Below are 20,828 nucleotides of genomic sequence, written 5' to 3'. Positions count from 1 at the left end.
GGCGCGCCCGGCGTTGTCGTGCATAACGCCACCGGCCTGGTTCAGACCGGGCGCACCGCCGTGATCGACTTCAACCGAGGCAGCGTCATGATCCTTCGTCTCGCTATGGCTCCGGCCCTTCTGGTCGCCAGCTTCACCATCGCCAGTTGCGCGCCCGTCAACGGCGGCGGCAGCGGCGGCCAGACCGCCGCGAATACGACGGCGCGCCAATGCATCTTCCAGCGCGACATTCGCAATTTCCGCGTCTCGAACGACGGGCGCAACGTCTATGTGCGCACGGGAATGAAGTCGGTCTATCAGTTGGAGACGCTTGGCGCCTGCCCGGACCTGGAGAATGCGCTGGCCATCGGCTTCAAGCCGAACGGCGGCCTGACCAGCCTGTGCGTGGGCGACTGGACCCGCATCGTCTCGGCGCCCCGCGACTTCGACAACACGCCGTGCAGCGTTCGTATGGTCAAGGGTCTGACCGACGCTGAAGTCGCCGCCCTGCCGGCGCGGGATCGCCCCTGACCCCCGTCCCTGATCGCAGCGCCTCCCGATCCGGCCGCCCGCAGATTACTTCTGTGTAATTGCGATCGAGTCGTTTGAGCGGGGATCGCCGAAGGGCTAAACAGCGTTGCTATGCCCGCGACGCCGGACAGAAGGTTGGCGCGCGCCCGACTGAACGCTCAATCTCCCAGGATATCCCCACGTGGCGACCTCTCGACGCTTTTCGGCCCGACTGACCGGCGCCCTGGCCGTGGCGCTGACCGCCAGCCTGACCCTGGCCGCCTGCGGCGGACACGGCGACGCCCCCAAGGACAAGGAGGCCGGCGCCTCGCGCCAGACCGTCAGCGCAGCGACGGCGACCACGGTCGCCCTGCCCCGCACCGTGGTCGCCTCAGGCACCGTCACCGCCTGGGAAGAGGTGCCGGTCGGCGCCGAAACCGGCGGGCTGACCGCGACGACCCTGTATGTCGACGAGGGCTCCTATGTCCGCCAGGGACAGCCGCTGGTGCAGATGAACGACGTGCTGCTGCGCGCCCAGGTGCGTCAGCAGCAGGCGGCGGTGCAGACCGCCGAGGCCAACGCCGCGCGCGACGACGCCGCCCTTTCCCGCGCGCAGGAGCTGAAGGAGCGGGGCTTCCTCAGCCAGGCGGCGCTGGACACGGCCCTGGCCAACCAGCGCGCCTCGGCGGCCAATCTGGCCTCGGCGCGCGCCTCGCTGTCAGAGACCCAGACCCGGCTGTCGCAGGCCACCATCCGCGCGCCCGTCAGCGGCCTCATCATCAGGCGCAGCGTCACCAAGGGCCAGATCATCGAAGCCGGAACCGAACTGTTCCGCATGGTGCGCGACGGCCGTCTGGAGCTGGACGCGCAGGTGCCGGAGACGGAACTGCCGCTGATCCAGGCCGGTCAGAGCGCGGCCATCACCTCCAGCCAGGCCGGATCGACGACAGGCACGGTGCGCATCGTCACGCCTGAGGTCGATCCGCAGACCCGTCTGGGCCTAGCGCGCATCAGCCTGGCCCCCGGCAGCGCGCTGAAGCCCGGCATGTTCGCCCGCGCCGCGATCGAAGCGGGCGCCCGCCCGGCGACCGTGGTGCCGACCGACGCCGTTCTGTACCGCAGCAACCGCTCGGGGGTGTTCGTGCTGAACGCCGACTCCTCGGTGCGCTTCGCCCCGGTGACCGTGCTGGCGCGCAACGACGACCAGACCTCGGTCGAGGGGGTGGACGCCGGGATGCGGGTCGTGGTGGCCGGCGCAGGCTTCCTGAACGACGGGGACAAGGTGACGGTGGCCGCGCCCAAACCGGCTGCGGCGCCCGCCGCTGCGACCGCCCCGGCTCCGGCCTCCGCGCCCGCCAAGAAATAAGGCCCGGCCATGAACCAGATTTCCGCCTGGGCGATCAAGAACCCCATCCCCGTCATCCTGCTGTTCCTGCTGCTGACGCTGGGCGGGGTGACCGGCTTCGCCGGGATGCGGATCAACAACAACCCCGACATCGACTTCCCGCTGGTGGCGGTCACGGCCGCGCGCCCCGGCGCCGCCCCGACCGAGATGGAGGTGCAGGTCACGCGGGTGATCGAGGATTCGATCGCCGGCCTGTCGGGCGTGCGCCATATCTATTCCAACGTCTCCGACGGGGTGTCCTCGACCACCATCGAGTTCGAACTGGGCACCGACACCGAGCGCGCCACCAACGACGTGCGCAACGCCATGAGCGGGGTGCGCGCCAGCCTGCCCCAGGACATGCAGGAGCCGACGGTCCAGCGCATCGACATCACCGGCGACGCCCTGATCACCTACGTCGTGCGCTCGGAAACGATGACTCCCGAGCAGATCAGCTGGTTCATCGACAATGAGATGAGCCGCGCCCTGCTGGCCCTGGGCGGCGTCGGAGAGGTCAACCGCTCGGGCGGAGTGGATCGCGAGATCCGCGTCGAGCTGGACCCGCAACGGCTCAGCGCCTACGGCGTCACGGCGGCTCAGGTCAGCCAGGCCCTGACCAACGTCAACAACAATCTGCCGGGCGGGCGCGTCACCATCGCCGGGTCTGAGCGCGCGGTGCGAACGCTGGGCGCCGCCGGTTCGGTCGAACAACTGCGCGAGACCCTTGTGCCGGTCGGCGACGGCAAGAACGTGCGCCTGGGCGATCTGGGCGTGGTGGTCGACAAGTGGAGCGAGCCGCGCCGTCTGGCCCGCTACAACGGCCAGGAGGCCGTGACCTTCAACTTCCTGCGCTCGCGCGAGGCCAGCGAGGTCAAGGTCTCGGAAAAGGTCCGCGCCGAGGTCGCCAAGATCGACGAAGCCCACCCGGACCTGACCATCGAACAGGTCACGTCCAGCGTGAAATACATCGAGGAATCCTACCTCGCTTCGCTGGAAGCGCTGATCCTGGGCGCCGTGCTGGCGGTCATCGTGGTGTGGATATTCCTGCGCGACTGGCGGGCGACCCTGATCGCGGCGACGGCCATGCCGATGTCGCTGATCCCGACCTTCGCCATCCTGGGGCCGATGGACCAGTCGCTGAACGTGGTGACGCTGCTGGCGCTTTCGCTGACAATCGGCATTCTGGTCGACGACGCCATCGTGGAGATTGAGAACATCGTCCGCCACATGCGCGACGGCAAGCCGCCCTATGACGCCGCCTTCGAGGCCGCCGACGAGATCGGCCTGGCGGTCGTGGCGACCACCGGCACCATCATCGCCGTGTTCGCGCCCGTGGGCTTCATGCCCGGCATCATCGGCCAGTTCTTCAAGGCCTTTGCGCTGGCGGCCTGCATCAGCGTCTTCTTCTCTCTGGTGGTGGCGCGTCTGCTGACGCCGCTGATGGCGGCCTATATGCTCAAGCACACCCACCATGAGGACAAGGACCCCTTCTGGATGGGGGGCTATCTACGGGCGCTGAAGTGGTGCCTGCGCCATCGCTGGATCGTCTTCGTCATGGGCGGGGCCTTCCTGTTCGGCTCCATCGGCCTGTCCGTGGTCGCCAAGATGTCGTTCGAGTTCATGTCGCCCGCCGACGAAGGCCGCGCCGCCTTCCAGATCGAACTGCCGCCGGGCGCCACCCTGCGCCAGACCGACGCCGTGGTGCAGCAGGTGACCCAGAAGCTGAACGCCCGGCCCGAGGTCACCTCGGTCTACGCCGCCGTCGGCGGCCAGTCGGTCAATCAGGCCAACGTCTACGCCGATATGGTCGCCAAGGGTAAGCGCGAGCTGAGCCAGCAGGCCTTCGCCCGCGTCATGGTCGATGAGCTGAAGCAGATCCCCGGCGCCCGCATCCGCGCCGGCATCGCCCAGCAGGGCGGCGGCCCCGGCGACGGCACCAGCTACACCTTCTCCATCCTGGGCGACGATCCGGCGACGCTGGAGGCGGCTGCGCGTAAGGTCGAGGACGAGATGCGCGGCGTGAAGGGGCTGGCCAATGTGGTCAATACGGCCGCCATCGCCCGCCCGGAAATCCTGGTCACGCCGCGCCCCGACGAGGCGGCCCTGCTGGGCGTTTCGGCGGGGGCCATCTCGCAGGCGGTGCGCGTCGCCACCATCGGCGACGTCGATCAGAACCTGCCGAAGTATAATCTGGGCGACCGTCAGATCCCCATTCGCCTGCAACTGACCGAGGCGGCGCGCGAGGACCTGAACGTGCTGGAAAGCCTGCGGGTGCCGACCGCCTCGGGCGCCTCGGTGCCGCTGAGCGCGGTGGCCGACATCGAGTTCGGCGCCGGGCCGGCCACGGTCAGCCGCCAGGATCGGTCGCGCATCGCCTCTATCACGGCCGAGCTGGACGGCATCACCACCGGCGCCGCCGGTCAGGCGGTCAACCGCCTGCCCTCGGTCAAGAGCCTGCCGAACGGCGTGCGACAGGTCCCGGCCGGGGACGCCGAGTTCATCCAGGAGATGCTGGTGGGCTTCGGCATCGCCTTCCTGTCCGGCATCCTGCTGATGTATGCGGTGCTGACCCTGCTGTTCAAAAGCTTCGCCTATCCGGTCACCATCATGGCGGCCCTGCCCCTGGCCATCGGCGGCGCCTTCATCGCCCTGGTGATCGCGGGCAAGAGCTTCTCGATGTCGGCCCTGATCGGGGTGCTGATGCTGATGGGGATCGCGGCCAAGAACTCCATCCTGCTGGTCGACTACATCATCATGGCCGAGAAGAGCGGACTGAACCGTTTCGACGCCATCATGGACGCCGCCCACAAGCGGGCCCGGCCCATCCTGATGACCACCTTCGCGATGGGGGCGGGCATGGTGCCCATCGCCATCGGCTGGGGCGCCGACGTGGAGTTCCGCTCGCCGATGGCCGTGGCCGTCCTGGGCGGGCTGATCTCCTCGACCTTCCTGTCGCTGCTCTACATCCCGGCGGTGTTCACCATCGTCGACGACATCGCCGGCTTCGGACGGCGGATGCTGAACCGGATGTTCGCCGGGCAGCGGCGGATGGCCGGAGAAAGCCACGCCCCGGCGGAGTGAGGCGCGCCTCAAGCGCTGAAGACAGGAAAGCCCCCGGTCGCATGGCCGGGGGCTTTTTCGTGGGCGCGAGCGCGCGCCGTAAGAAAAAGGGCGGGCCGGATCGCTCCGGCCCGCCCCTATTGTCAGACGCTCCGCTTAGATCAGTAGCGGACGCGCAGGGTCACGCCGTAGGTGCGCGGCTGGCCCATGAAGGCGTTGTAGGTCTGGGTGTCCAGCGCCGGGTTGTAGTAGGTGCCGTTCGGCTGGACCGTGGTCTGGAAGGCCGAGCCTTGCAGCGGGGCGTTGATGGCCACCTGCTTGTACTCTTCGTCCGTCAGGTTCTGGGCCCACAGGTCCAGCGCCCAGCGGTCGTCTTCGGCGCCCAGGGTGATGCGGCCGTTCAGCAGGGTCATGGCGTCCTGCATCTTGTACGGCAGCAGGTCCGAGCCGGTGTTGAACTCGGTCGAGTACTTCGCCGACAGGTTCAGACCCACCTTCATCCCCGAACCGATCGAACGGTCGAACGCCACGGCGGCCGTGGCCGACCATTCCGGCGCAAATGAAGCGCGGGCGCCCGGCAGCAGCGACAGCTGCGGGAAGTTGCCGGGGTTGGCCAGGTCGGCGGCGGTGAAGTCGCCGTATTTGGTGTCCGTGTAGGTCACGCCGCCCGAGAACGACAGGCCCTCGACCGGGGTGAACCAGACGAAGTCGGCGTCGACGCCCTCGGACGTCAGCTCAGGAATGGATTCGACCACGAAGGCCGTGCCCAGGAAGGTGTTGAGCTGGAAATCCTCGAACTTCTGATTGAAGTAGGTGATGTTGAACAGCACCGAGCGGTTGAACAGGGTGTTCTTCAGCCCGATCTCGAAGCTGTCGACCGTCTCGGACGGGAACAGCAGGGAGTTGCTGGGGTTGATCGGCAGCGGATTGGCCGCCGTCGGTCCCTGCACCCGGTCCATATTGTAGCCGAACGACTTATAGCCCCGCGCATAAGAGGCGTAGGCCATCACGCTGTCGTTGAAGCGATAGCTGCCCTTCACCGTGCCGCTGAACTCGCCGTTGCTGTGACCTTCGCCGATGCGACGGTTGTCGAACATGGGGTTGGCCCAGGGCAGGCACAGGTTGGAGGCCAGACGCCCGGCCGTGGACTGGGCGGCGGCCTGAGGCAGGCCAGCGCCCATCAGCGCCCCGGTCATGGCGGCGATGTTGCCCAGAGCGCCGCCGCAGGCCGCGCCGTTGGTCCCCAGATTGTCCTGGACGCCCGACAGGCTCTTGTCGTCCAGCGTGTAGCGCAGGCCCAGGGTGACATCGAACTTGTCGGTCAGATGCAGGGTGTTGTTGGTGAAGATGGCGAAGGATTCCGTCGTCTGACGGTAGTGGTCCTGAACGCCATGACCTGCGCCGAAGCCGGGGCCGGTCGGCGCCGTCGGGCCGGAAGGCGCCATGCCGCCGGTCGCCAGACAGCCGGTCAGGAACTGCGCCGTCGTGCCCGGACGGGTCAGGCAGCCGACGATGTTCGGGCTGATCGGGATGGCGCTCGAACCGGCGTTCAGCTGGCTGGAGATCAACAGCGACATGAAGGGCGTGTAGCCCGCGCCGTACCAGTAGCTGTCGTCGCGGTTGATGGTCTCGCGCGTCATGAAGGCGCCGACCAGCCAGTCGATACGATCCGTGGCGCCGGCCAGACGGACTTCCTGGGTCAGGTTGTCCAGCTCGAAGCCGTAGCCGCCGTCGTGCGGACGATAGAGCAGATCGGCGGTGGTGTAGTCGAGGTCCATGCCGTTGACGCCCGACCAGTTCCGCCAGGAGCTGAGCGAGGTGAAGGTGGCGTTCCACGACGGGATGTCGATGTTGGCTTCGGCCGAGAAGCCCATGTCTTCCATGGTCTGGCCGGTGCCGCGGTTGGCGTAGGCCGTGCGCGAGAAGGGCAGCTCGCCGAAGCCCGGCGCCGGGGCGGCCTGTTGACCGCCGACCGCATTGATGAAGGCCACGGTCGGGCCGGTGCGAACCTGGGTCGAGACGCAGCAGTATTCATCGCGCTTGGAATAGTCGGCGATCAGGCGGATCGAGATGTCGTCCGACGGCAGGATCAGCAGCTGGCCGCGCGCGGTCCAGAAGTTCTGATTCTGGTCGTCCGTTTCCTGACGCGGGCCGGCGCCGGTGACGACGTCGTAGAAGCCGTCGCGCTCGCGCTTGGCCATGTAGAGGCGGCCGGCGACCTTGTCGCTGAGCGGGCCGGTGACCGAGCCGGCGATGCCCCAGGCGCCGAAGTTGCCGTAGGTGGCCTCGGCCTCGAAGCCCGGCGTGAAGGACGGCGCCTCGGAGATGATGTTGATGACGCCCGCCGAGGTGTTCTTGCCGAACAGGGTGCCCTGCGGCCCCTTCAGCACCTCGATGCGGCTCAGTTCGCCCAGGTCGCCGAAGCCGACGCCGTTGCGCGAGCGGTAGACGCCGTCGATCACCACGCCGACCGAGCTTTCCAGGCCGGGGTTGTCGCCCACGGTGCCGACGCCGCGGATACGGGCGGTGGTGGCGGTTTCCGACTGGGTCGAGGTCACGGTCATGCCCGGCGTCAGGATCTGCAGATCCTTGATGTCGCGGACCCCGGCGCCTTCCAGCGCCGCCTGCGACAGGGTGGTGACCACGATCGGCACGTCCTGCAGGCTCTGCTCACGCTTCTGGGCGGTGACGATGATGTCGTCGACCGTGGTCGGCCCGTCCTGGGCGGCGGCGGCCCCCGCGAAGCCGAAGGCTGCGACGCCGACGACGGCGACCGAAGCGGTGCAGCGAAGGATGTGGTTCAAACGCATAAGGCGGCTCCCCGACTCTGTGGGCCCGGCCGCATTTCGCGGCCGCGCGCGATTCCTGTCCCTGATGATCCGCGCTCATTGAACGGCGCGGGTTCTCAGCACAAAGGGGTAGTCCATGCCCGAGTCACCGACAAGCAAAGGCCACCTGAGGAACGATAATTTCCCTCACCCTCGCCTCACCTGTGGCGATAAAGCGACAAATATACTGACGTTAGGTCAATGTTATCAGCGATCACTCAGCCGAAGCGACTGATTTCAAATGGCGTCTTTTCTTCTGCGCTGCGTCGGCCAGCGACAGAATCACGGCCGCAGCCAGACCGGACAGCAGCGAGCCGCCGATGACGCCCAGCTTGACTTCGATCTGCTCGACGGAGTCCACGGCGCCGGGGAAGGCCAGCACGCCGATGAACAGGCTCATGGTGAAGCCGATGCCGCACAGCAGGCTGACGCCGTAGATCTGCATCCAGCCCGCGCCCGACGGCTTGTCGCCCAGGCCCAGCTTGACCGCCAGCCAGGCCACCCCGAAGACGCCGACCTGCTTGCCGATGAACAGGCCCAGGGCGATGGCGATGACGAGCGGGGCGAAAGCCTGCTCCAGCGACAGACCGGCGAAGGAGACGCCCGCCTTGGCGAAGGCGAACAGCGGCAGGACCAGATAGGCCACATAGGGGTGCAGGTCGTGCATGGCGTCCTTGAGCGGGCTCTGAGACGTCTCGCGGCGCGGATCGACCGGCACGATCAGGGCGAAGGCCACGGCCGTCAGCGACGTCGACAGGCCGGACAGCACCGTCAGATACCAGACGGCGGCGAAGCCCAGCACCCAGAAGGCCGCGGCCATCCGGCGGCGGCCCAGCACAGCGAAGACGGCGATGACCCCCAGCGCCGCCAGCAGCGGAACCCACTGAACGCCCTGACTGAACAGGATGGCGATCAGGGCGATGGCGCCCAGGTCGTCGACGATGGCCAGGGTCAGCAGGAAGACGCGCAGCGACGCGGGCAGGCTGCGCCCCACGACGGCGAAGACGGCCAGGGCGAAGGCGATGTCGGTGGCCAGCGGAATGGGCCAGCCCTGATGCGGTCCGCCCAGCGTTCCAGCGACGGCCAGATAGACCAGGCCCGGAACCGCCATGCCGCCCAGAGCCGCCAGGATGGGCAGGGCCAGCTTCTTGGGATTGCTGAGTTCGCCCTTGAGAATTTCGTATTTGATCTCCAGACCGACGATCAGGAAGAAGACCGCCATCAGGCCTTCCTTGATCCAGTCGGACACCGTCTCCTCCAGCCGCAGCGGCCCGATCTGGACGGCGTGAACGCTCTTAAGCCAGTCGAAATAATCGGCCGACCAGGGCGAATTGGCGACGATCAGCGCCGCAAGAGCCGCGAAGCCGAGGACGGCGCCGGAACCGGCCTCGGTCTTGAGAAAGGCGAGCGTGTGTTTTCTGGCCACGAAGGTCTCCGAAACAGTGAGAGGGTCTGTCGTGGCGTCAGGTTATCGACGGACGCCGGACCGGATTCGCACGCAAGGCGGCGCCAGCCTGACCCCTGGGCGATGCCGCGCGGGGCCTGATCTCTGCCGGTGAAAATACGGATCGGGCCGTAAGGTTCAACCCCGCCACGCCGGATCGGCCTCGCGGTTGCGAAATGCGCGGCGAAGGGGCATCTGCGCCCCATGCCCGTCTCCCCCGCCTATCGCCCCGAACCCCGCTTTTTTGAACTGGGCGCCGACTACGGCGACGCCGTGAAGTCGGCCGACTTCCCGCAGACGACCTTGCGCCTGCGCAACGACCGGGCGGCGGCGACGGTGGGGCTGGAGACGCTGAGCGACGCCGAATGGATCGCCCACTTCGGCCGTTTCGAGCCCCTGCCCGGCCAGCCCGGCCCCGTGGCCATGCGCTACCACGGCCACCAGTTCCGCGTGTACAATCCCGACATCGGCGACGGGCGCGGCTTTCTGGCGGCGCAGATGAGAGAAGTCCCTGAAGCAGCCTTGCTCCGCGAGCAAGGCGATAGGGACACTCAAAATCCCCGCCTTCTCGACCTGGGGACCAAAGGCTCGGGCCAGACGCCGTGGTCGCGTCATGCGGACGGGCGGCTGACGCTGAAGGGCGGGGTGCGCGAGGCGCTGGCGGCGGCCATGCTGGAGAGCCTCGGCGTTCCGACCTGCCGCATCCTGTCGCTGATCGAGACGGGCGAGGATCTGGAGAGGCACGACGAGCCGTCGCCGACGCGCTCGGCCGTCATGGTGCGGCTGTCGCACAGCCATATCCGCTTCGGGACCTTCCAGCGCGCCGCATACTATGGTCGTAAGGACCAGATCGAGGCGCTGATGGAGCACGCGCGCAGCCTCTATCATCCGGCGATCCCGGCGGGAGACGCGACGGGCTTTCTGGGGGCGGTGGTGGAGGCCTCGGCGGCGCTGACGGCGAAATGGATCGCGGCCGGCTTCGTGCACGGGGTGCTGAACACCGACAATCTGAACGTCACCGGCGAAAGCTTCGACTATGGCCCGTGGCGCTTCCTGCCCCACTATGAGCCGGGCTTCACCGCCGCCTATTTCGACCAGAACGGCCTCTATGCCTTCGCGCGCCAGCCCGAGGCGGTGTTCTGGAACCTGACCCAGTTGGCGGGTTGTCTGAAGCTGATCGCCGAGCCGGAGTCCTTGGCGGCGGCGCTGAACGGTTTCGGCCCGTCCTATATCCGCCATCTGCGGGCAGCCTTCCTGAACCGGCTGGGGGTGCAGAGCCTGGGCGAGGCGGCGGACCAGCGGCTGCTGGACGCGACCCTGGCGCTGGCGCGCGAGAAGAAGGAGGCCCTACGCTGGGAGCCGCTCTTCTTCGACTGGTTCGGCGGTTTCAGCTCGGCGGCGCGGGCGCTGGGCGGGGTGCGCGGCAAGACCTATCAGGGCGAGGCCTTCGACGCCTTCCGCTTCGCCCTGATGGAGCATGAGCCCGACCGGCCCGAGCGGCTGGAGCATCCGATGTTCGCCGCGCCCGAACCCGAAGAGCTGTTGATCGACGAGGTCGAGGCCCTGTGGAGCGCCATTGACGCCGACGACGACTGGGCGCCGCTGAAGAGCAAACTGGCCCGGCTGGAGACGGCGAAGGCGGCCTGGAGCCTCTAAGTCATCAATTGATGTCATCGACCGTTGACTCGAAATACGGCTCGGCTTAGAGGCGGATGATCCCGGCTGGGTTACGGGGAATTGTGGTTTCAGCCCCTCTGTCGCCACGACCTTCCGCCACCGTGATCACAGATTGTTTCCAGCGCTTGAAAAGCGGCTACAAGAACTGATCTTGTGACTGTTGCAAATTAACGGTTACGGCCATGACGACGACCACCTTGACGCCCCATCAGGCGCGCGCCCGCGCCGACTATCTGAACATCGCGCTTTGGACGTTCCAGGGCTGGATCGCCATGTTCTTCCTCGCCGCCGGCTACGCCAAGCTGTCCGAGCCGATGCAGAACCTCATCGTGCTGATGCAGTGGCCGGCCCTCGTCAGCGAGACCTTTGTGCGCGGCGTCGGCGTCGCCGAGATGGCGCTGGCCCTGATGGTGCTGACGCCGCTGATCTCATGGCGGTTCGGCCGCCCGCTGCTGCTGACGGCGGCGGCGGGCCTGCTGGTGCTGGAGGCGATCGCCCTGGGCGTCCACGCCTTCAACCTGGACCTGGGCCTGAGCCTGACCAACGTCTTCCTGATCGCCATTACGGCGCCGGTGCTGTGGCTGCGTCGCCGCTGAGCCGACGCGCCTTCCCGAACCGATTTGCAGGCCCGCTTCTCCCCCTCCCCCTGAGGGCCTGCGAATACGAAGGCCGCGACCCGTCCCCGGTCGCGGCCTTTTCTTTTGAGCCGTTCACAACTTCGTAGCCGTCACGCGAAAAGCTTCCCTTTACGTCCGCGTCAAGTTATGACGAGACCATGTCGATCGCAGACGAACATCGCACCTATTCCATACGGCAGCTATGCCGTGAGTTCGGCGCGACCGCGCGCGCCCTTCGTTTCTATGAGGACAAGGGCCTGCTGACGCCGTCGCGCAAGGGGCAGACTCGGGTCTATGGCCCGCGCGACCGCGCCCGGCTGAAGCTGATCATGCGCGGCCGCCGCATCGGCTTCACCCTGGTCGAGATCCAGGAGATGCTGGATCTGTATGACCAGAAGGACCACAACGTCCATCAGATGGCCATCGCCCTGCCCCGCCATCGCGCCCGCATCGAGGCGCTGAAGCAGCAGCTGGAAGACATCGAAGGCGCCATCGAGACGGCCGAGGCCGCCTGCGCCTGGATGGAAAAGACCCTGAGCGAACACCGCCCCGACCTTCTGCCGGGCGCTGAGGCCTACGCCAGCCTGCTGAGCGAGCGTCTCAACGACCCCGACGACCATTTCCTGACCTTCAAAGCGAGAGCGTGATCCCATGACCTATAAGGCGCCCGTCCGCGACCTGTCCTTCGTCCTGCATGACGTTCTGCAGGTCGAGAACTACGGCAACCAGCTGCCCGACGCCGATCTGTCGCGCGACCTGATCGACCAGATCATCGAGGAAGGCGGCAAGTTCGCCGAAGAGGTCATCGCCCCGATCAACCGTCCCGGCGATCTGGAAGGCTGTCACATCGACGGCGACGTGGTGACGACGCCCAAGGGGTGGAAGGAAGCCTATCACCAGATGGTCGAGGCGGGCTGGCCCTCGCTGGGCTTTAGCACCGAGTTCGGCGGTCAGGGCATGCCCTCGGTGGTGTCGAGCGCAGTCGGCCAGTTCACCGCCGCCGCCAGCGCCGCCTTCTCCATGTATCCGGGCCTGACCAGCGGCGCCTTCCACGGCATCGAGGCCAGCGCTTCGGACGAGATCAAGCAGAAATACCTGCCGAAGATGGCGTCGGGCGAATGGACCGGCACCATGAACCTGACCGAGCCGCAGTGCGGCACGGACCTCGGCATGGTCCGCACCAAGGCGGTCAAGAACGACGACGGCTCCTATTCAATCACCGGCCAGAAGATCTGGATCTCGGCGGGCGAGCACGACTTCGCCGACAACATCATCCACACGGTGCTGGCCCGCGTCGAAGGCGCGGTTCCGGGCATCAAGGGCCTGTCCCTGTTCGTCGTGCCCAAGTTCCTGGTGAACGAGGACGGGTCGCTGGGCGAGCGCAACGGCGTGGCCTGCGCGGGCCTTGAGCACAAGATGGGCATCCACGGCAACGCCACCTGCGTCATGGCCTATGAGAACGCCAAGGGCTGGCTGATCGGCGAAGAAGGCCGCGGCATGAACAACATGTTCGTGGTCATGAACGAGGCCCGCCTGGGCACCGGCCTGCAAGGGCTGGCCATCGGCGACGCCGCCTATCAGGCCGCCGTCGAGTTCGCCAACGACCGCCTGCAGGGCCGCAGCCTGACCGGACCGAAGAACCCGGACGGCCCAGCCGACCCGATCATGGTCCACCCGGACGTGCGCCGCATGCTTCTGGAAGCCAAGGCCTTCGTCGAAGGCGGCCGCGCCTTCATCCTGTGGACCGCGCTGCAGGCCGACCTTCAGAAGGCCGCCGACGAAGCCGTCGCCACCAAGGCCAAGGACTACATGGGCCTGATCACGCCGGTTCTGAAGGCCTATCTGACCGACAAGGGCTTCCACGTCGCCTCGTTGGCGATGCAGGTCCACGGCGGTTCGGGCTACACCGAGCACTTCCCCGCCTCGCAGTATCTGCGCGATGCGCGGATCACCATGATCTATGAAGGCACCAACGGCATTCAGGCGCTGGATCTGGTGGGCCGCAAGCTGCCCGCCAACGGCGGCCGCGCCATCATGAGCTGGTTCGCCGACATCGACGCCTTCGTCAGCGAGAACGGCGATGACGAGGCGATCAAGCCCTTCGTCGAGGGCCTGGCCGACGCCAAGAAGAAGCTGCAGGAAGCCACCATGTGGCTGATGCAGAACGGCATGGCGAACCCGGACAATGCGGCGGCGGCCTCGACCGACTACCTGCACATCTTCGGCCTGACGGCCTACGCCTTCCTGTGGGCCCAGATGGCCAAGGCGGCGCAAGAGAAGATCGCGGCCGGGGACGCCGATCCTTATTACGCCAACAAGCTGATGACCGGCCGCTACTTCGTCGAGCGCATCCTGCCCGACGCCGGGGCGCACCTGAAGAAGCTGAAGTCCGGCGCCGAGGTGCTGATGCAGATGCCCGCCGAGGCGTTCTGAGCATGAACGTCTCCCTCCCCTTCATGGGGAGGGTGGTCGGCGCGTAGCGACGACCGGGTGGGGAGGGCATGGCGAGACACACGCCGCGCCCGTCCCTCCGCCACAGAGAGTCTGCCTTGCCTTGCCGCCCCCACCCGGCTTCGGCCTGGCGGCCTCAGCCACCCTCCCCATGAAGGGGAGGGAGAAAGCAGGATCGCCTTTCATGAACGTCCTAGGCAGCCCCGAACCCGATTTCATGCGCGAGGAGGAGATCGTCCTCTTCTCCGACTCCGTCGCCAAATGGATCGAGGAGCACGCGCCGCAAGAGAAGTTCCAGCAGTGGATCGCCGCCTCCTCGGTGCCGCGCGGGCTGTGGAATGCGGCGGGCGATGCGGGCCTGCTGGGCCTGTCGCTGCCGGAAGAGGACGGCGGCTTCGGCGGCGACTATCGGCACGAAGTGGTGCTGATGCGCCAACTGGGCTGGAAGGGCGCGGACCACTTCGGCGTCTCGCTGCACAACGCCATCGTCATGCCCTACATCTGGCACTACGGCACGGCCGAGCAGAAGGCGCGCTGGCTGCCGCGCCTGCAGTCGGGCGAACTGGTCGGCGCCATCGCCATGACCGAGCCGGGCGCAGGCTCCGACCTGCAAGGGGTGAAGACCACCGCCGTCAAACAGGGCGACTGCTATGTCCTGAACGGCTCCAAGACCTTCATCACCAACGGCCAGCTGGCCAACTTCATCATCGTCGTCGCCAAGACCGACCCGGCCGAGGGCGCCAAGGGCACCAGCCTGATCTGCCTTGAGACCGATGGGGCCGAGGGCTTCGAGCGCGGCCGCAACCTGCACAAGATCGGCATGGAGGCGAACGACACCTCCGAGCTGTTCTTCAACGATGTGAAGGTTCCGCTGGACAACGTCATCGGCGACACCGAGGGCCAGGGCTTCGTCCAGCTGATGCAGCAACTGCCGCAGGAGCGGCTGAACATCGCTGTTCAGGGCGTGGCCGCCGCCGAGCGCGGGCTGGAGGCGACGCTGGCTTACGTCAAGGAACGCAAGGCCTTCGACAAGCGCGTCATCGACTTCCAGAACACCCAGTTCAAGCTGGCCGAGATCAAGACCAAGCTGACCGTGGCCAAGGTCTTCGTCGACCACTGCATTGCTCTGCACCTGAAGGGCGAACTGGACGCCGCCACGGCCTCGATGGCCAAATACTGGGTGACGGACATTCAGGGCGAGACCATCGACGAGATGCTGCAGCTCTTCGGCGGCTATGGATACATGACCGAATATCCGATCGCCCAGCTGTACAAGGACGCCCGCGTCCAGCGCATCTACGGCGGCACGAACGAAATCATGAAGCTGCTGATCGCGCGGACGCTGTAGTCAGCGCAGCAGCAGGGCGCCCGCGATCAGGGCGCCTGAGATGACAATCGAAGCGGCGATCCACCGCCCGGCCGAGACGATCGACCGGGCGGTTTCCTTGTCCGAAGTCGCCGTCGTGGCGGGCTCGGCCGCCAGGCGGCGCGAGGCGGCGCGGATCAGGCGGGGCAGGTCGTCGCTGGCCGCCGACAGGTCCAGCAAGGCGCCGATCAGGCGGTTGCGCAGTGCCTCGGGACTACGGCTGGAGAAGAGGGCGCGGCTCCAGGCGCCCTTCATGGTCTGGACCAGATCGAAATCGGGATCGACGCGCGACAGCACGCCCTCGATCGTCACCAGCGCCTTGAGGATCAGCACCAGATCCGGCGGGGCGGCTACCCTTTCCTGCCGCATCAGTCCCATCAGATCGGCGACGATGGCGGGCAGGTCGACCGCGCCCTGACCGTGGCGGGCGATCAGCCGTTCGGCCCCGGCGGTCAGGCTGCTGCGCGAAACGTCCGTCCCTTCGGTCCAGTCGGCCAGCACCTCGGCCATGCGGGCGCCGTCGCCGGCGGCCAGCGACTGGACGAAGCTGATCAGCTCGGCGCGGCGGCGCGGGGTCACGGTCCCGACCATGCCGAAGTCCAGCAGCCCCACCCGGTCGCCCGACAGACCGCGCAGGTTTCCAGGGTGCGGATCGGCGTGAAAGCGGCCGTTGACCAGCACCATGTCCAGCACGGCCTCGGCGCCGACGCGAGCCAGTCGGTGCGGATCGACGCCCGCCGCCCTCAGCCGTGCGGCGTCTATGGGCGGGACGCCGTCGAGATAGTCCTGCACCAGCACGCTGTCGGTCGTGTGTTCCCAATAGACGGCGGGGATGACCACATCGCGGTTGCGGGCGAAGTCGGCGGCGAAGCGGTCGACGTTGCGGCCCTCGGTGGTGAAATCCAGCTCGTCCAGCATGGCCTCGGTCAGTTGGGCGATCAGGGCGCGCGGGCGATAGCGGGCGATCTCGGCGCTGGACTGTTCGGCGCGGCGGGCCAGTTCGGCGATCAGGCGCAGGTCGGCCTCGACGCGCGGACGCACGCCGGGGCGGCGGATCTTGACCACCACCTCAGTCCCGTCGTGCAGGGCGGCGCGGTGCACCTGGGCGATGGAGGCGGCGGCCAGGGGCGCCGCGTCGAAACGGGCGAAGACCTGCTCCGGCGGCCCGCCGAGCGCGGCCTCGACCTCGGGCCGCAGCGTCTCGAAGTCGAGGGTGGGACCGGCGCTCTGAAGCTGTTCGAACTCGGCGATCCAGTCAGCGGGCAGCAGGTCCGAGCGGGTGGACAGAATCTGGCCCAGCTTAACGAAGGTGGGGCCCAGCGCCTCCAGCGCCTGACGGGTGCGGCGCGGCAGGGGCTCCGGCCCGTCCGTCTCGTCCGCGCCCCCGCCGCCGAGGCCGAGGCGCAGCAGCACGGCCTCCAGCCCGAAACGGGCGGCGACGCCGGAAATCTCGGCCAGTCGTTTTCGATCGCGCGCCGCAACGGCCAAGGTTGTGAACATGACAGACGAACGCGGGCGAAACGGCCGCGTTCCCTTCATACATCCGTTCTCAGGGATGCAAGGCAGGCTGTGAACGTTTGCTCCAGATCCAGCGCGCCCCGCTTCGGATCACAAGGCCCCACAGGCCCAGCACCGGCACGCCGAAGAACGGCGGCATCACTGCAGCCAACGCCAGCCAGTACACGCCCCATGTCAAATACCAACTGATGGTCAACCCTCCAGCAAGCATGCCCGGCATGTCCGGAGCACACCTGACGCCAATGAAGAGCGCGTCATAAAAATAGCATCCCACCGGCTCTGCTCCGCCCCGGTGATAAGGCAAGGCGAACTGCGCATAGGTCCCGGCCGCGACAATCCCTGTTACAGCGATGGCTGCAAAAGGCCCCGCCCGACGCTCCAGTTCTCGCAGCATTTCAGGGCCTCCAACATATAACCATGATAAGTGAATGAGGGCGCGACCATCCGCAAGACGGATTTCACCGGCATTCTGCCGGACCGGGATGACGATCGTGTCCGCCCTCGCTAAGTCTGTCACATGATCCGTCTTCATGTTCAGGGCGACCTCGCCCCCGGCGCCGCCGTGGCGCCCACGCTCGACCAGTCGCGCTATCTGACGCAGGTGATGCGGTTGAAGGCGGGCGACGAACTGCTGGTCTTCAACGGCCGCGACGGGGAGTGGCGCGTCAGCGTCGCCGAGGTGCTGAAGAAAGGCGTCATCCTGCGCGCCGAGGAACAGATGCGGCCGCAGGCCTACGGCCCCGATCTGGAGCTGATCGTCGCCGTGGTGAAGAAGGCCCGTGTCGAGACCATCGTCGAGAAGGCCGCCGAACTGGGCGCCAGGCGGGTGCGGCTGGCGCTGACCCACCGTACCAACGCCGACCGTCTGCGGCTGGACCGGCTGGACGCCATCGCCAAGGAGGCCGCCGAGCAGACCGGCCGTATGGACGTGCCGGCGGTGGATGATCCGGTGAAGCTGGACGCCCTGCTGGACGGCTGGGAGGACGGGCGTCGGCTGATGTTCTGCGACGAGACAGGCGGCGCGCCCGCGGTGTCGGCGCTGACGCACGCGGGCGACGGCAAGTGGGCCATACTGATCGGGCCGGAGGGCGGGTTCTCGCCCGAGGAGGGCGAGCGGCTGCGGTCCCTGCCCTTCACCACCGCCGTCTCGCTGGGTCCGCGCATCCTGAGAGCCGACACCGCCGCCATCGCCGCCATGACGCTGTGGCAGGCGGCGGTCGGCGACTGGGATCGCTAGAAGTTTCCGCCGCCCCCCCCTTGAGCCCGGCCGCTGGCTGGCCCATCTAGCCGCGACAGCAGAGGTTACAGATGTCCGACACGGCGCCCCTTTCCAGAGACCAGCTGATCCACGCCATGTCGAAGGGCGAGAAGCCCAAGGACCAATGGCGCATCGGCGCGGAGCACGAGAAGTTCGGCTTCGACAAGTCGACGCTGCGTCGCCCGGCCTATGACGGCCCCGGCGGCATCAAGGCCATGCTGGACGGGCTGACGCGCTTCGGCTGGACGCCCGTGCTGGAGGGCGATCACGTCATCGCCCTGGAGCGCAAGAACGCCGAGGGTTTCAGCGCCTCGATCAGCCTGGAGCCGGGCGGACAGTTCGAACTGTCAGGCGCCCCGCTGAAGGACATTCACGACATCTGCAACGAGACCGGCCAGCACCTGATGGAGGTCAAACAGGTCGCGGATCAGCTGAATCTGGGCTTCCTCGGGCTGGGTTTCGACCCGATGTGGCGACGCGAGGACATCCCCGTCATGCCCAAGGGCCGCTATGACATCATGCGCGCCTATATGCCCAAGAAGGGCAGGCTGGGCCTGGATATGATGCTGCGGACCTGCACCATTCAGGCGAACCTCGACTTCGACAGCGAAGCCGACATGGTGATGAAGTTCCGCACCTCGCTGGCGCTTCAGCCCATCGCCACCGCCCTGTTCGCCAACAGCCCCTTCACCGAGGGCAGGCCGAACGGCTTCGTCTCGGCGCGCGCCAACGTCTGGACCGACACCGACCCGGATCGCACCGGGATGCTGGACTTCGTGTTCGAGGACGGCTTCGGCTATGAGCGCTACGCCGACTATGCGCTGGACGCGCCGATGTATTTCGCCAAGCGCGGCGAGACCTATGTCGACCTGTCGGGCCAGTCGTTCCGCGCCTTCATGGACGGAAAGCTGGACGCCCTGCCGGGCGACCGGGCCACAGTTCAGGACTGGGCCGACCACCTGACCACCCTGTTCCCCGAGGTGCGGCTGAAACAGTATCTGGAGATGCGCGGCGCCGACGGCGGGCCGTGGAGCCGCATCTGCGCCCTGCCCGCCCTGTGGGCCGGGATCCTGTACGACGCGCCGTCGCTGGCCGCGGCCTGGGACCTGTGCAAGGACTGGGACATCGCCGACCACGAGCGCCTGCGCCGCGACGTGACGCGGCTGGGCCTGAAGGCCGAGGTGGGCGGCCGCAGCGCGCGCGACATCGCCGTCGACATGGTCAACATCGCCAAGCAGGGCCTGAAGAACCGCGCCCGCTTCAGCGGCGGCATGGTGGACGAGCGCGGCTACATCACCGAGTTGGAAGACATCGCCGACAGCGGCGTGACCTCGGCCGATCGCCTGCTGGAGTTGTACAACGGCGAATGGGGCGGCGACATCAGCCGCGTCTATCGCGATTACGCCTATTAAAGACCCAGCCAGCCCGCGATCATGGCCCTGAGCGGATTGGCGGGGTCGGACAGCAGCCGCGCCGTCATGGCCAGCGAAATCACCACCAGCAGCGGCCGGATCAGGCGCGGACCGAAGCGCATGGCCGCGTGCGAACCCAGCCGCCCGCCGATGAACTGACCCACCGCCATAATCCCGGCCAGCACCCAGACGATATGGCCGCCGACGGCCAGAACGACGATGCCGACGACATTGCTCATCAGGTTCAGCGCCTTGGTGTGCGCCGTCGCCCGCGTCAGCCCCATGCCCAGCAGCATGACGAGGCTCAACGCGAAGAACGACCCCGTCCCCGGCCCGAAGAAGCCGTCGTAAAAGCCGATCCCGCCCGCCACAAAGGCGTAGGCCAGCGGCGTCAGCCGGGCGTGGGCGTCCTCGTCCGCCGCCTTGGGTCCGAGCAGGAAATAAAGCGCGATGCCGATCAGCAGCACCGGCAGCAGGATCATCAGCCAGCGCGTATCCACCAGGGTCACGGCGAAGGCGCCCAGTCCCGATCCGATCGCGACCAGCGCCAGCGGCCAGCGGATCAGGCGGAAATCCACCCGCCCCTTGCGCCAGAAGTTCCACAGGGCGCTGGCCGTGCCGACGCTGCCTTGAACCTTGTTGGTGGCGATGGCGGCGACCGGGTTCAGCCCCACCGACAGCAGGGCCGGAAGCGAGATCAGCCCCCCGCCCCCGGCGATGGCGTCAATGAAGCCGGCGATCACCGACGCGACGCCCAACAGGGCGATGATTTCAGGCGTCAGTTCGAACACGCGCACAGCACTCCGGTCAGGCTGGCGCTATAGCCCCGCAGGCGGCGAACCGCCACGCTCTGGCGTTTAAATCGGCGACGAAGCCTTAGGAGCTCGAACCGGCCCTGGCCTGACAGGCGCTGGCGACGCCTTCGCGGATGTCGCGATAGCCGGCGCGCTGGGCCAGGTCCGTCGCCTGACCGCATTCATTGGCGGCGATCAGCTTGTCCAGCTCGTCGGCCAGCAGCCGGCGCTGATTGATCACGGCGGCTTCGTAGTTCTGTCGGACGCGCTCGCGGCGCATCTCGTCGATCATGCGGCGATCATCCATGTCCTGAAAGCGCCACATGGTTGGGTCCGCCCGGTCGGCGCTGGGGCGGATGACCTGATGGTTGGACGGCGGCGCGGGCTGGGCCCCCGTCTGGCCGCCAAACGCCGTAACGCCGTAGAACAGAACCGCCAACAACATGACCGACCTCCGTTTGTCGAGCATCACTATGCACGAGTTGGCGGGGAGGCCAACCTCTTCGCCACGGGGCGCGGCGCCGGGCCCT

16 protein-coding genes are annotated in these 20,828 nt (G+C 67.3%); 10 read left to right on the top strand and 6 right to left on the bottom strand.

The window, feature by feature from the left end; all coding sequences use genetic code 11:
- Nucleotides 1–18: 18 nt before the first annotated feature.
- The 3 genes from H556_RS0111300 (at nt 19) to H556_RS0111290 (ending at nt 4,954) form a co-directional block, all read left to right on the top strand.
- Nucleotides 19–510 carry a DUF6491 family protein gene (locus H556_RS0111300; protein WP_024354530.1) on the top strand — a complete coding sequence of 164 codons (492 nt, stop codon included), beginning with the start codon at nt 19–21 and terminating at the stop codon, nt 508–510.
- Between the two features lie 181 nt (nt 511–691).
- Entirely contained in the window at nt 692–1,855 is a 1,164-nt protein-coding gene (locus tag H556_RS0111295; protein WP_024354529.1) for an efflux RND transporter periplasmic adaptor subunit, read from the top strand.
- 9 nt (nt 1,856–1,864) lie between these two features.
- Complete coding sequence (locus tag H556_RS0111290) at nt 1,865–4,954, top strand: efflux RND transporter permease subunit (RefSeq protein ID WP_024354528.1); 3,090 nt, start codon at nt 1,865–1,867, stop codon at nt 4,952–4,954.
- A 140-nt stretch (nt 4,955–5,094) separates the two neighbouring features.
- Here H556_RS0111290 and H556_RS0111285 read toward each other — a convergent pair whose 3' ends face one another.
- Together H556_RS0111285 and nhaA are read right to left on the bottom strand one after the other, a co-directional pair.
- Nucleotides 5,095–7,743: a TonB-dependent receptor gene (locus tag H556_RS0111285; protein WP_024354527.1), complete on the bottom strand. Its 2,649-nt coding sequence runs from the start codon at nt 7,741–7,743 to the stop codon at nt 5,095–5,097.
- 232 nt (nt 7,744–7,975) lie between these two features.
- The gene (nhaA, locus tag H556_RS0111280; protein WP_024354526.1) at nt 7,976–9,187 is read right to left on the bottom strand and encodes a Na+/H+ antiporter NhaA; all 1,212 of its coding nucleotides are present in this window, start codon (nt 9,185–9,187) and stop codon (nt 7,976–7,978) included.
- 222 nt (nt 9,188–9,409) lie between these two features.
- Between nhaA and H556_RS0111275 the strand changes: the two genes are divergently transcribed.
- The 5 genes from H556_RS0111275 to H556_RS0111255 all read left to right on the top strand — a co-directional run bounded on the left by H556_RS0111275 (nt 9,410) and on the right by H556_RS0111255 (nt 15,298).
- Nucleotides 9,410–10,861 carry a protein adenylyltransferase SelO family protein gene (locus H556_RS0111275; protein WP_024354525.1) on the top strand — a complete coding sequence of 484 codons (1,452 nt, stop codon included), beginning with the start codon at nt 9,410–9,412 and terminating at the stop codon, nt 10,859–10,861.
- 203 nt (nt 10,862–11,064) lie between these two features.
- A complete protein-coding gene (locus H556_RS0111270; protein ID WP_024354524.1) occupies nt 11,065–11,478 on the top strand; it encodes a DoxX family protein in 414 nt (137 codons plus the stop codon).
- Between the two features lie 179 nt (nt 11,479–11,657).
- On the top strand, nt 11,658–12,146 hold the full coding sequence (locus H556_RS0111265) for a MerR family transcriptional regulator (protein WP_024354523.1): 489 nt from the start codon (nt 11,658–11,660) through the stop codon (nt 12,144–12,146).
- A gap of 4 nt (nt 12,147–12,150) precedes the next feature.
- On the top strand, nt 12,151–13,932 hold the full coding sequence (locus tag H556_RS0111260) for an acyl-CoA dehydrogenase C-terminal domain-containing protein (RefSeq protein ID WP_024354522.1): 1,782 nt from the start codon (nt 12,151–12,153) through the stop codon (nt 13,930–13,932).
- Nucleotides 13,933–14,134: 202 nt separating this feature from the next.
- A complete protein-coding gene (locus tag H556_RS0111255) occupies nt 14,135–15,298 on the top strand; it encodes an acyl-CoA dehydrogenase family protein (protein ID WP_024354521.1) in 1,164 nt (387 codons plus the stop codon).
- On the opposite strand, the gene H556_RS0111250 is transcribed toward H556_RS0111255, so the two are convergent.
- Nucleotides 15,299–16,816 carry an ABC1 kinase family protein gene (locus H556_RS0111250; RefSeq protein WP_024354520.1) on the bottom strand — a complete coding sequence of 506 codons (1,518 nt, stop codon included), beginning with the start codon at nt 16,814–16,816 and terminating at the stop codon, nt 15,299–15,301. It abuts the gene before it with no gap.
- A 49-nt stretch (nt 16,817–16,865) separates the two neighbouring features.
- Nucleotides 16,866–17,366 carry a hypothetical protein gene (locus H556_RS0111245; RefSeq protein ID WP_155802474.1) on the bottom strand — a complete coding sequence of 167 codons (501 nt, stop codon included), beginning with the start codon at nt 17,364–17,366 and terminating at the stop codon, nt 16,866–16,868.
- Between H556_RS0111245 and H556_RS0111240 the strand changes: the two genes are divergently transcribed.
- Nucleotides 17,352–18,071, top strand: a complete 720-nt coding sequence (locus tag H556_RS0111240) for a 16S rRNA (uracil(1498)-N(3))-methyltransferase (protein WP_024354518.1) — start codon at nt 17,352–17,354, stop codon at nt 18,069–18,071. The two genes, H556_RS0111245 and H556_RS0111240, sit on opposite strands and share 15 nt — an antisense overlap.
- Before the next feature lie 71 nt (nt 18,072–18,142).
- The gene (locus H556_RS0111235) at nt 18,143–19,504 is read left to right on the top strand and encodes a glutamate--cysteine ligase (protein WP_024354517.1); all 1,362 of its coding nucleotides are present in this window, start codon (nt 18,143–18,145) and stop codon (nt 19,502–19,504) included.
- Here H556_RS0111235 and H556_RS0111230 read toward each other — a convergent pair.
- The gene (locus H556_RS0111230) at nt 19,501–20,295 is read right to left on the bottom strand and encodes a TSUP family transporter (RefSeq protein WP_024354516.1); all 795 of its coding nucleotides are present in this window, start codon (nt 20,293–20,295) and stop codon (nt 19,501–19,503) included. The two genes, H556_RS0111235 and H556_RS0111230, sit on opposite strands and share 4 nt — an antisense overlap.
- 85 nt (nt 20,296–20,380) lie before the next feature.
- Nucleotides 20,381–20,743 carry a hypothetical protein gene (locus H556_RS0111225; RefSeq protein ID WP_134581616.1) on the bottom strand — a complete coding sequence of 121 codons (363 nt, stop codon included), beginning with the start codon at nt 20,741–20,743 and terminating at the stop codon, nt 20,381–20,383.
- Between the last annotated feature and the right edge of the window lie 85 nt (nt 20,744–20,828).

This window comes from Brevundimonas naejangsanensis DSM 23858 (assembly GCF_000421705.1).
GTDB lineage: Bacteria > Pseudomonadota > Alphaproteobacteria > Caulobacterales > Caulobacteraceae > Brevundimonas > Brevundimonas naejangsanensis.
The sequence above is the reverse complement of the archived record's forward strand: the minus strand, read 5'-3'. Positions and strand labels throughout refer to the sequence as shown.

What these genes read in the sequence shown, in the direction of transcription:
- H556_RS0111260 (WP_024354522.1), top strand. Translation starts at nt 12,151, where the DNA reads ATGACCTATAAGGCGCCCGTCCGCGACCTGTCCTTCGTCCTGCATGAC.
- H556_RS0111270 (WP_024354524.1), top strand. Translation starts at nt 11,065, where the DNA reads ATGACGACGACCACCTTGACGCCCCATCAGGCGCGCGCCCGCGCCGAC.
- H556_RS0111225 (WP_134581616.1), bottom strand. Translation starts at nt 20,743, where the DNA reads ATGTTGTTGGCGGTTCTGTTCTACGGCGTTACGGCGTTTGGCGGCCAG.
- H556_RS0111240 (WP_024354518.1), top strand. Translation starts at nt 17,352, where the DNA reads ATGATCCGTCTTCATGTTCAGGGCGACCTCGCCCCCGGCGCCGCCGTG.
- H556_RS0111255 (WP_024354521.1), top strand. Translation starts at nt 14,135, where the DNA reads ATGAACGTCCTAGGCAGCCCCGAACCCGATTTCATGCGCGAGGAGGAG.
- H556_RS0111235 (WP_024354517.1), top strand. Translation starts at nt 18,143, where the DNA reads ATGTCCGACACGGCGCCCCTTTCCAGAGACCAGCTGATCCACGCCATG.
- H556_RS0111265 (WP_024354523.1), top strand. Translation starts at nt 11,658, where the DNA reads ATGTCGATCGCAGACGAACATCGCACCTATTCCATACGGCAGCTATGC.
- H556_RS0111275 (WP_024354525.1), top strand. Translation starts at nt 9,410, where the DNA reads ATGCCCGTCTCCCCCGCCTATCGCCCCGAACCCCGCTTTTTTGAACTG.
- H556_RS0111285 (WP_024354527.1), bottom strand. Translation starts at nt 7,743, where the DNA reads ATGCGTTTGAACCACATCCTTCGCTGCACCGCTTCGGTCGCCGTCGTC.
- H556_RS0111290 (WP_024354528.1), top strand. Translation starts at nt 1,865, where the DNA reads ATGAACCAGATTTCCGCCTGGGCGATCAAGAACCCCATCCCCGTCATC.
- H556_RS0111245 (WP_155802474.1), bottom strand. Translation starts at nt 17,366, where the DNA reads ATGAAGACGGATCATGTGACAGACTTAGCGAGGGCGGACACGATCGTC.
- H556_RS0111250 (WP_024354520.1), bottom strand. Translation starts at nt 16,816, where the DNA reads ATGTTCACAACCTTGGCCGTTGCGGCGCGCGATCGAAAACGACTGGCC.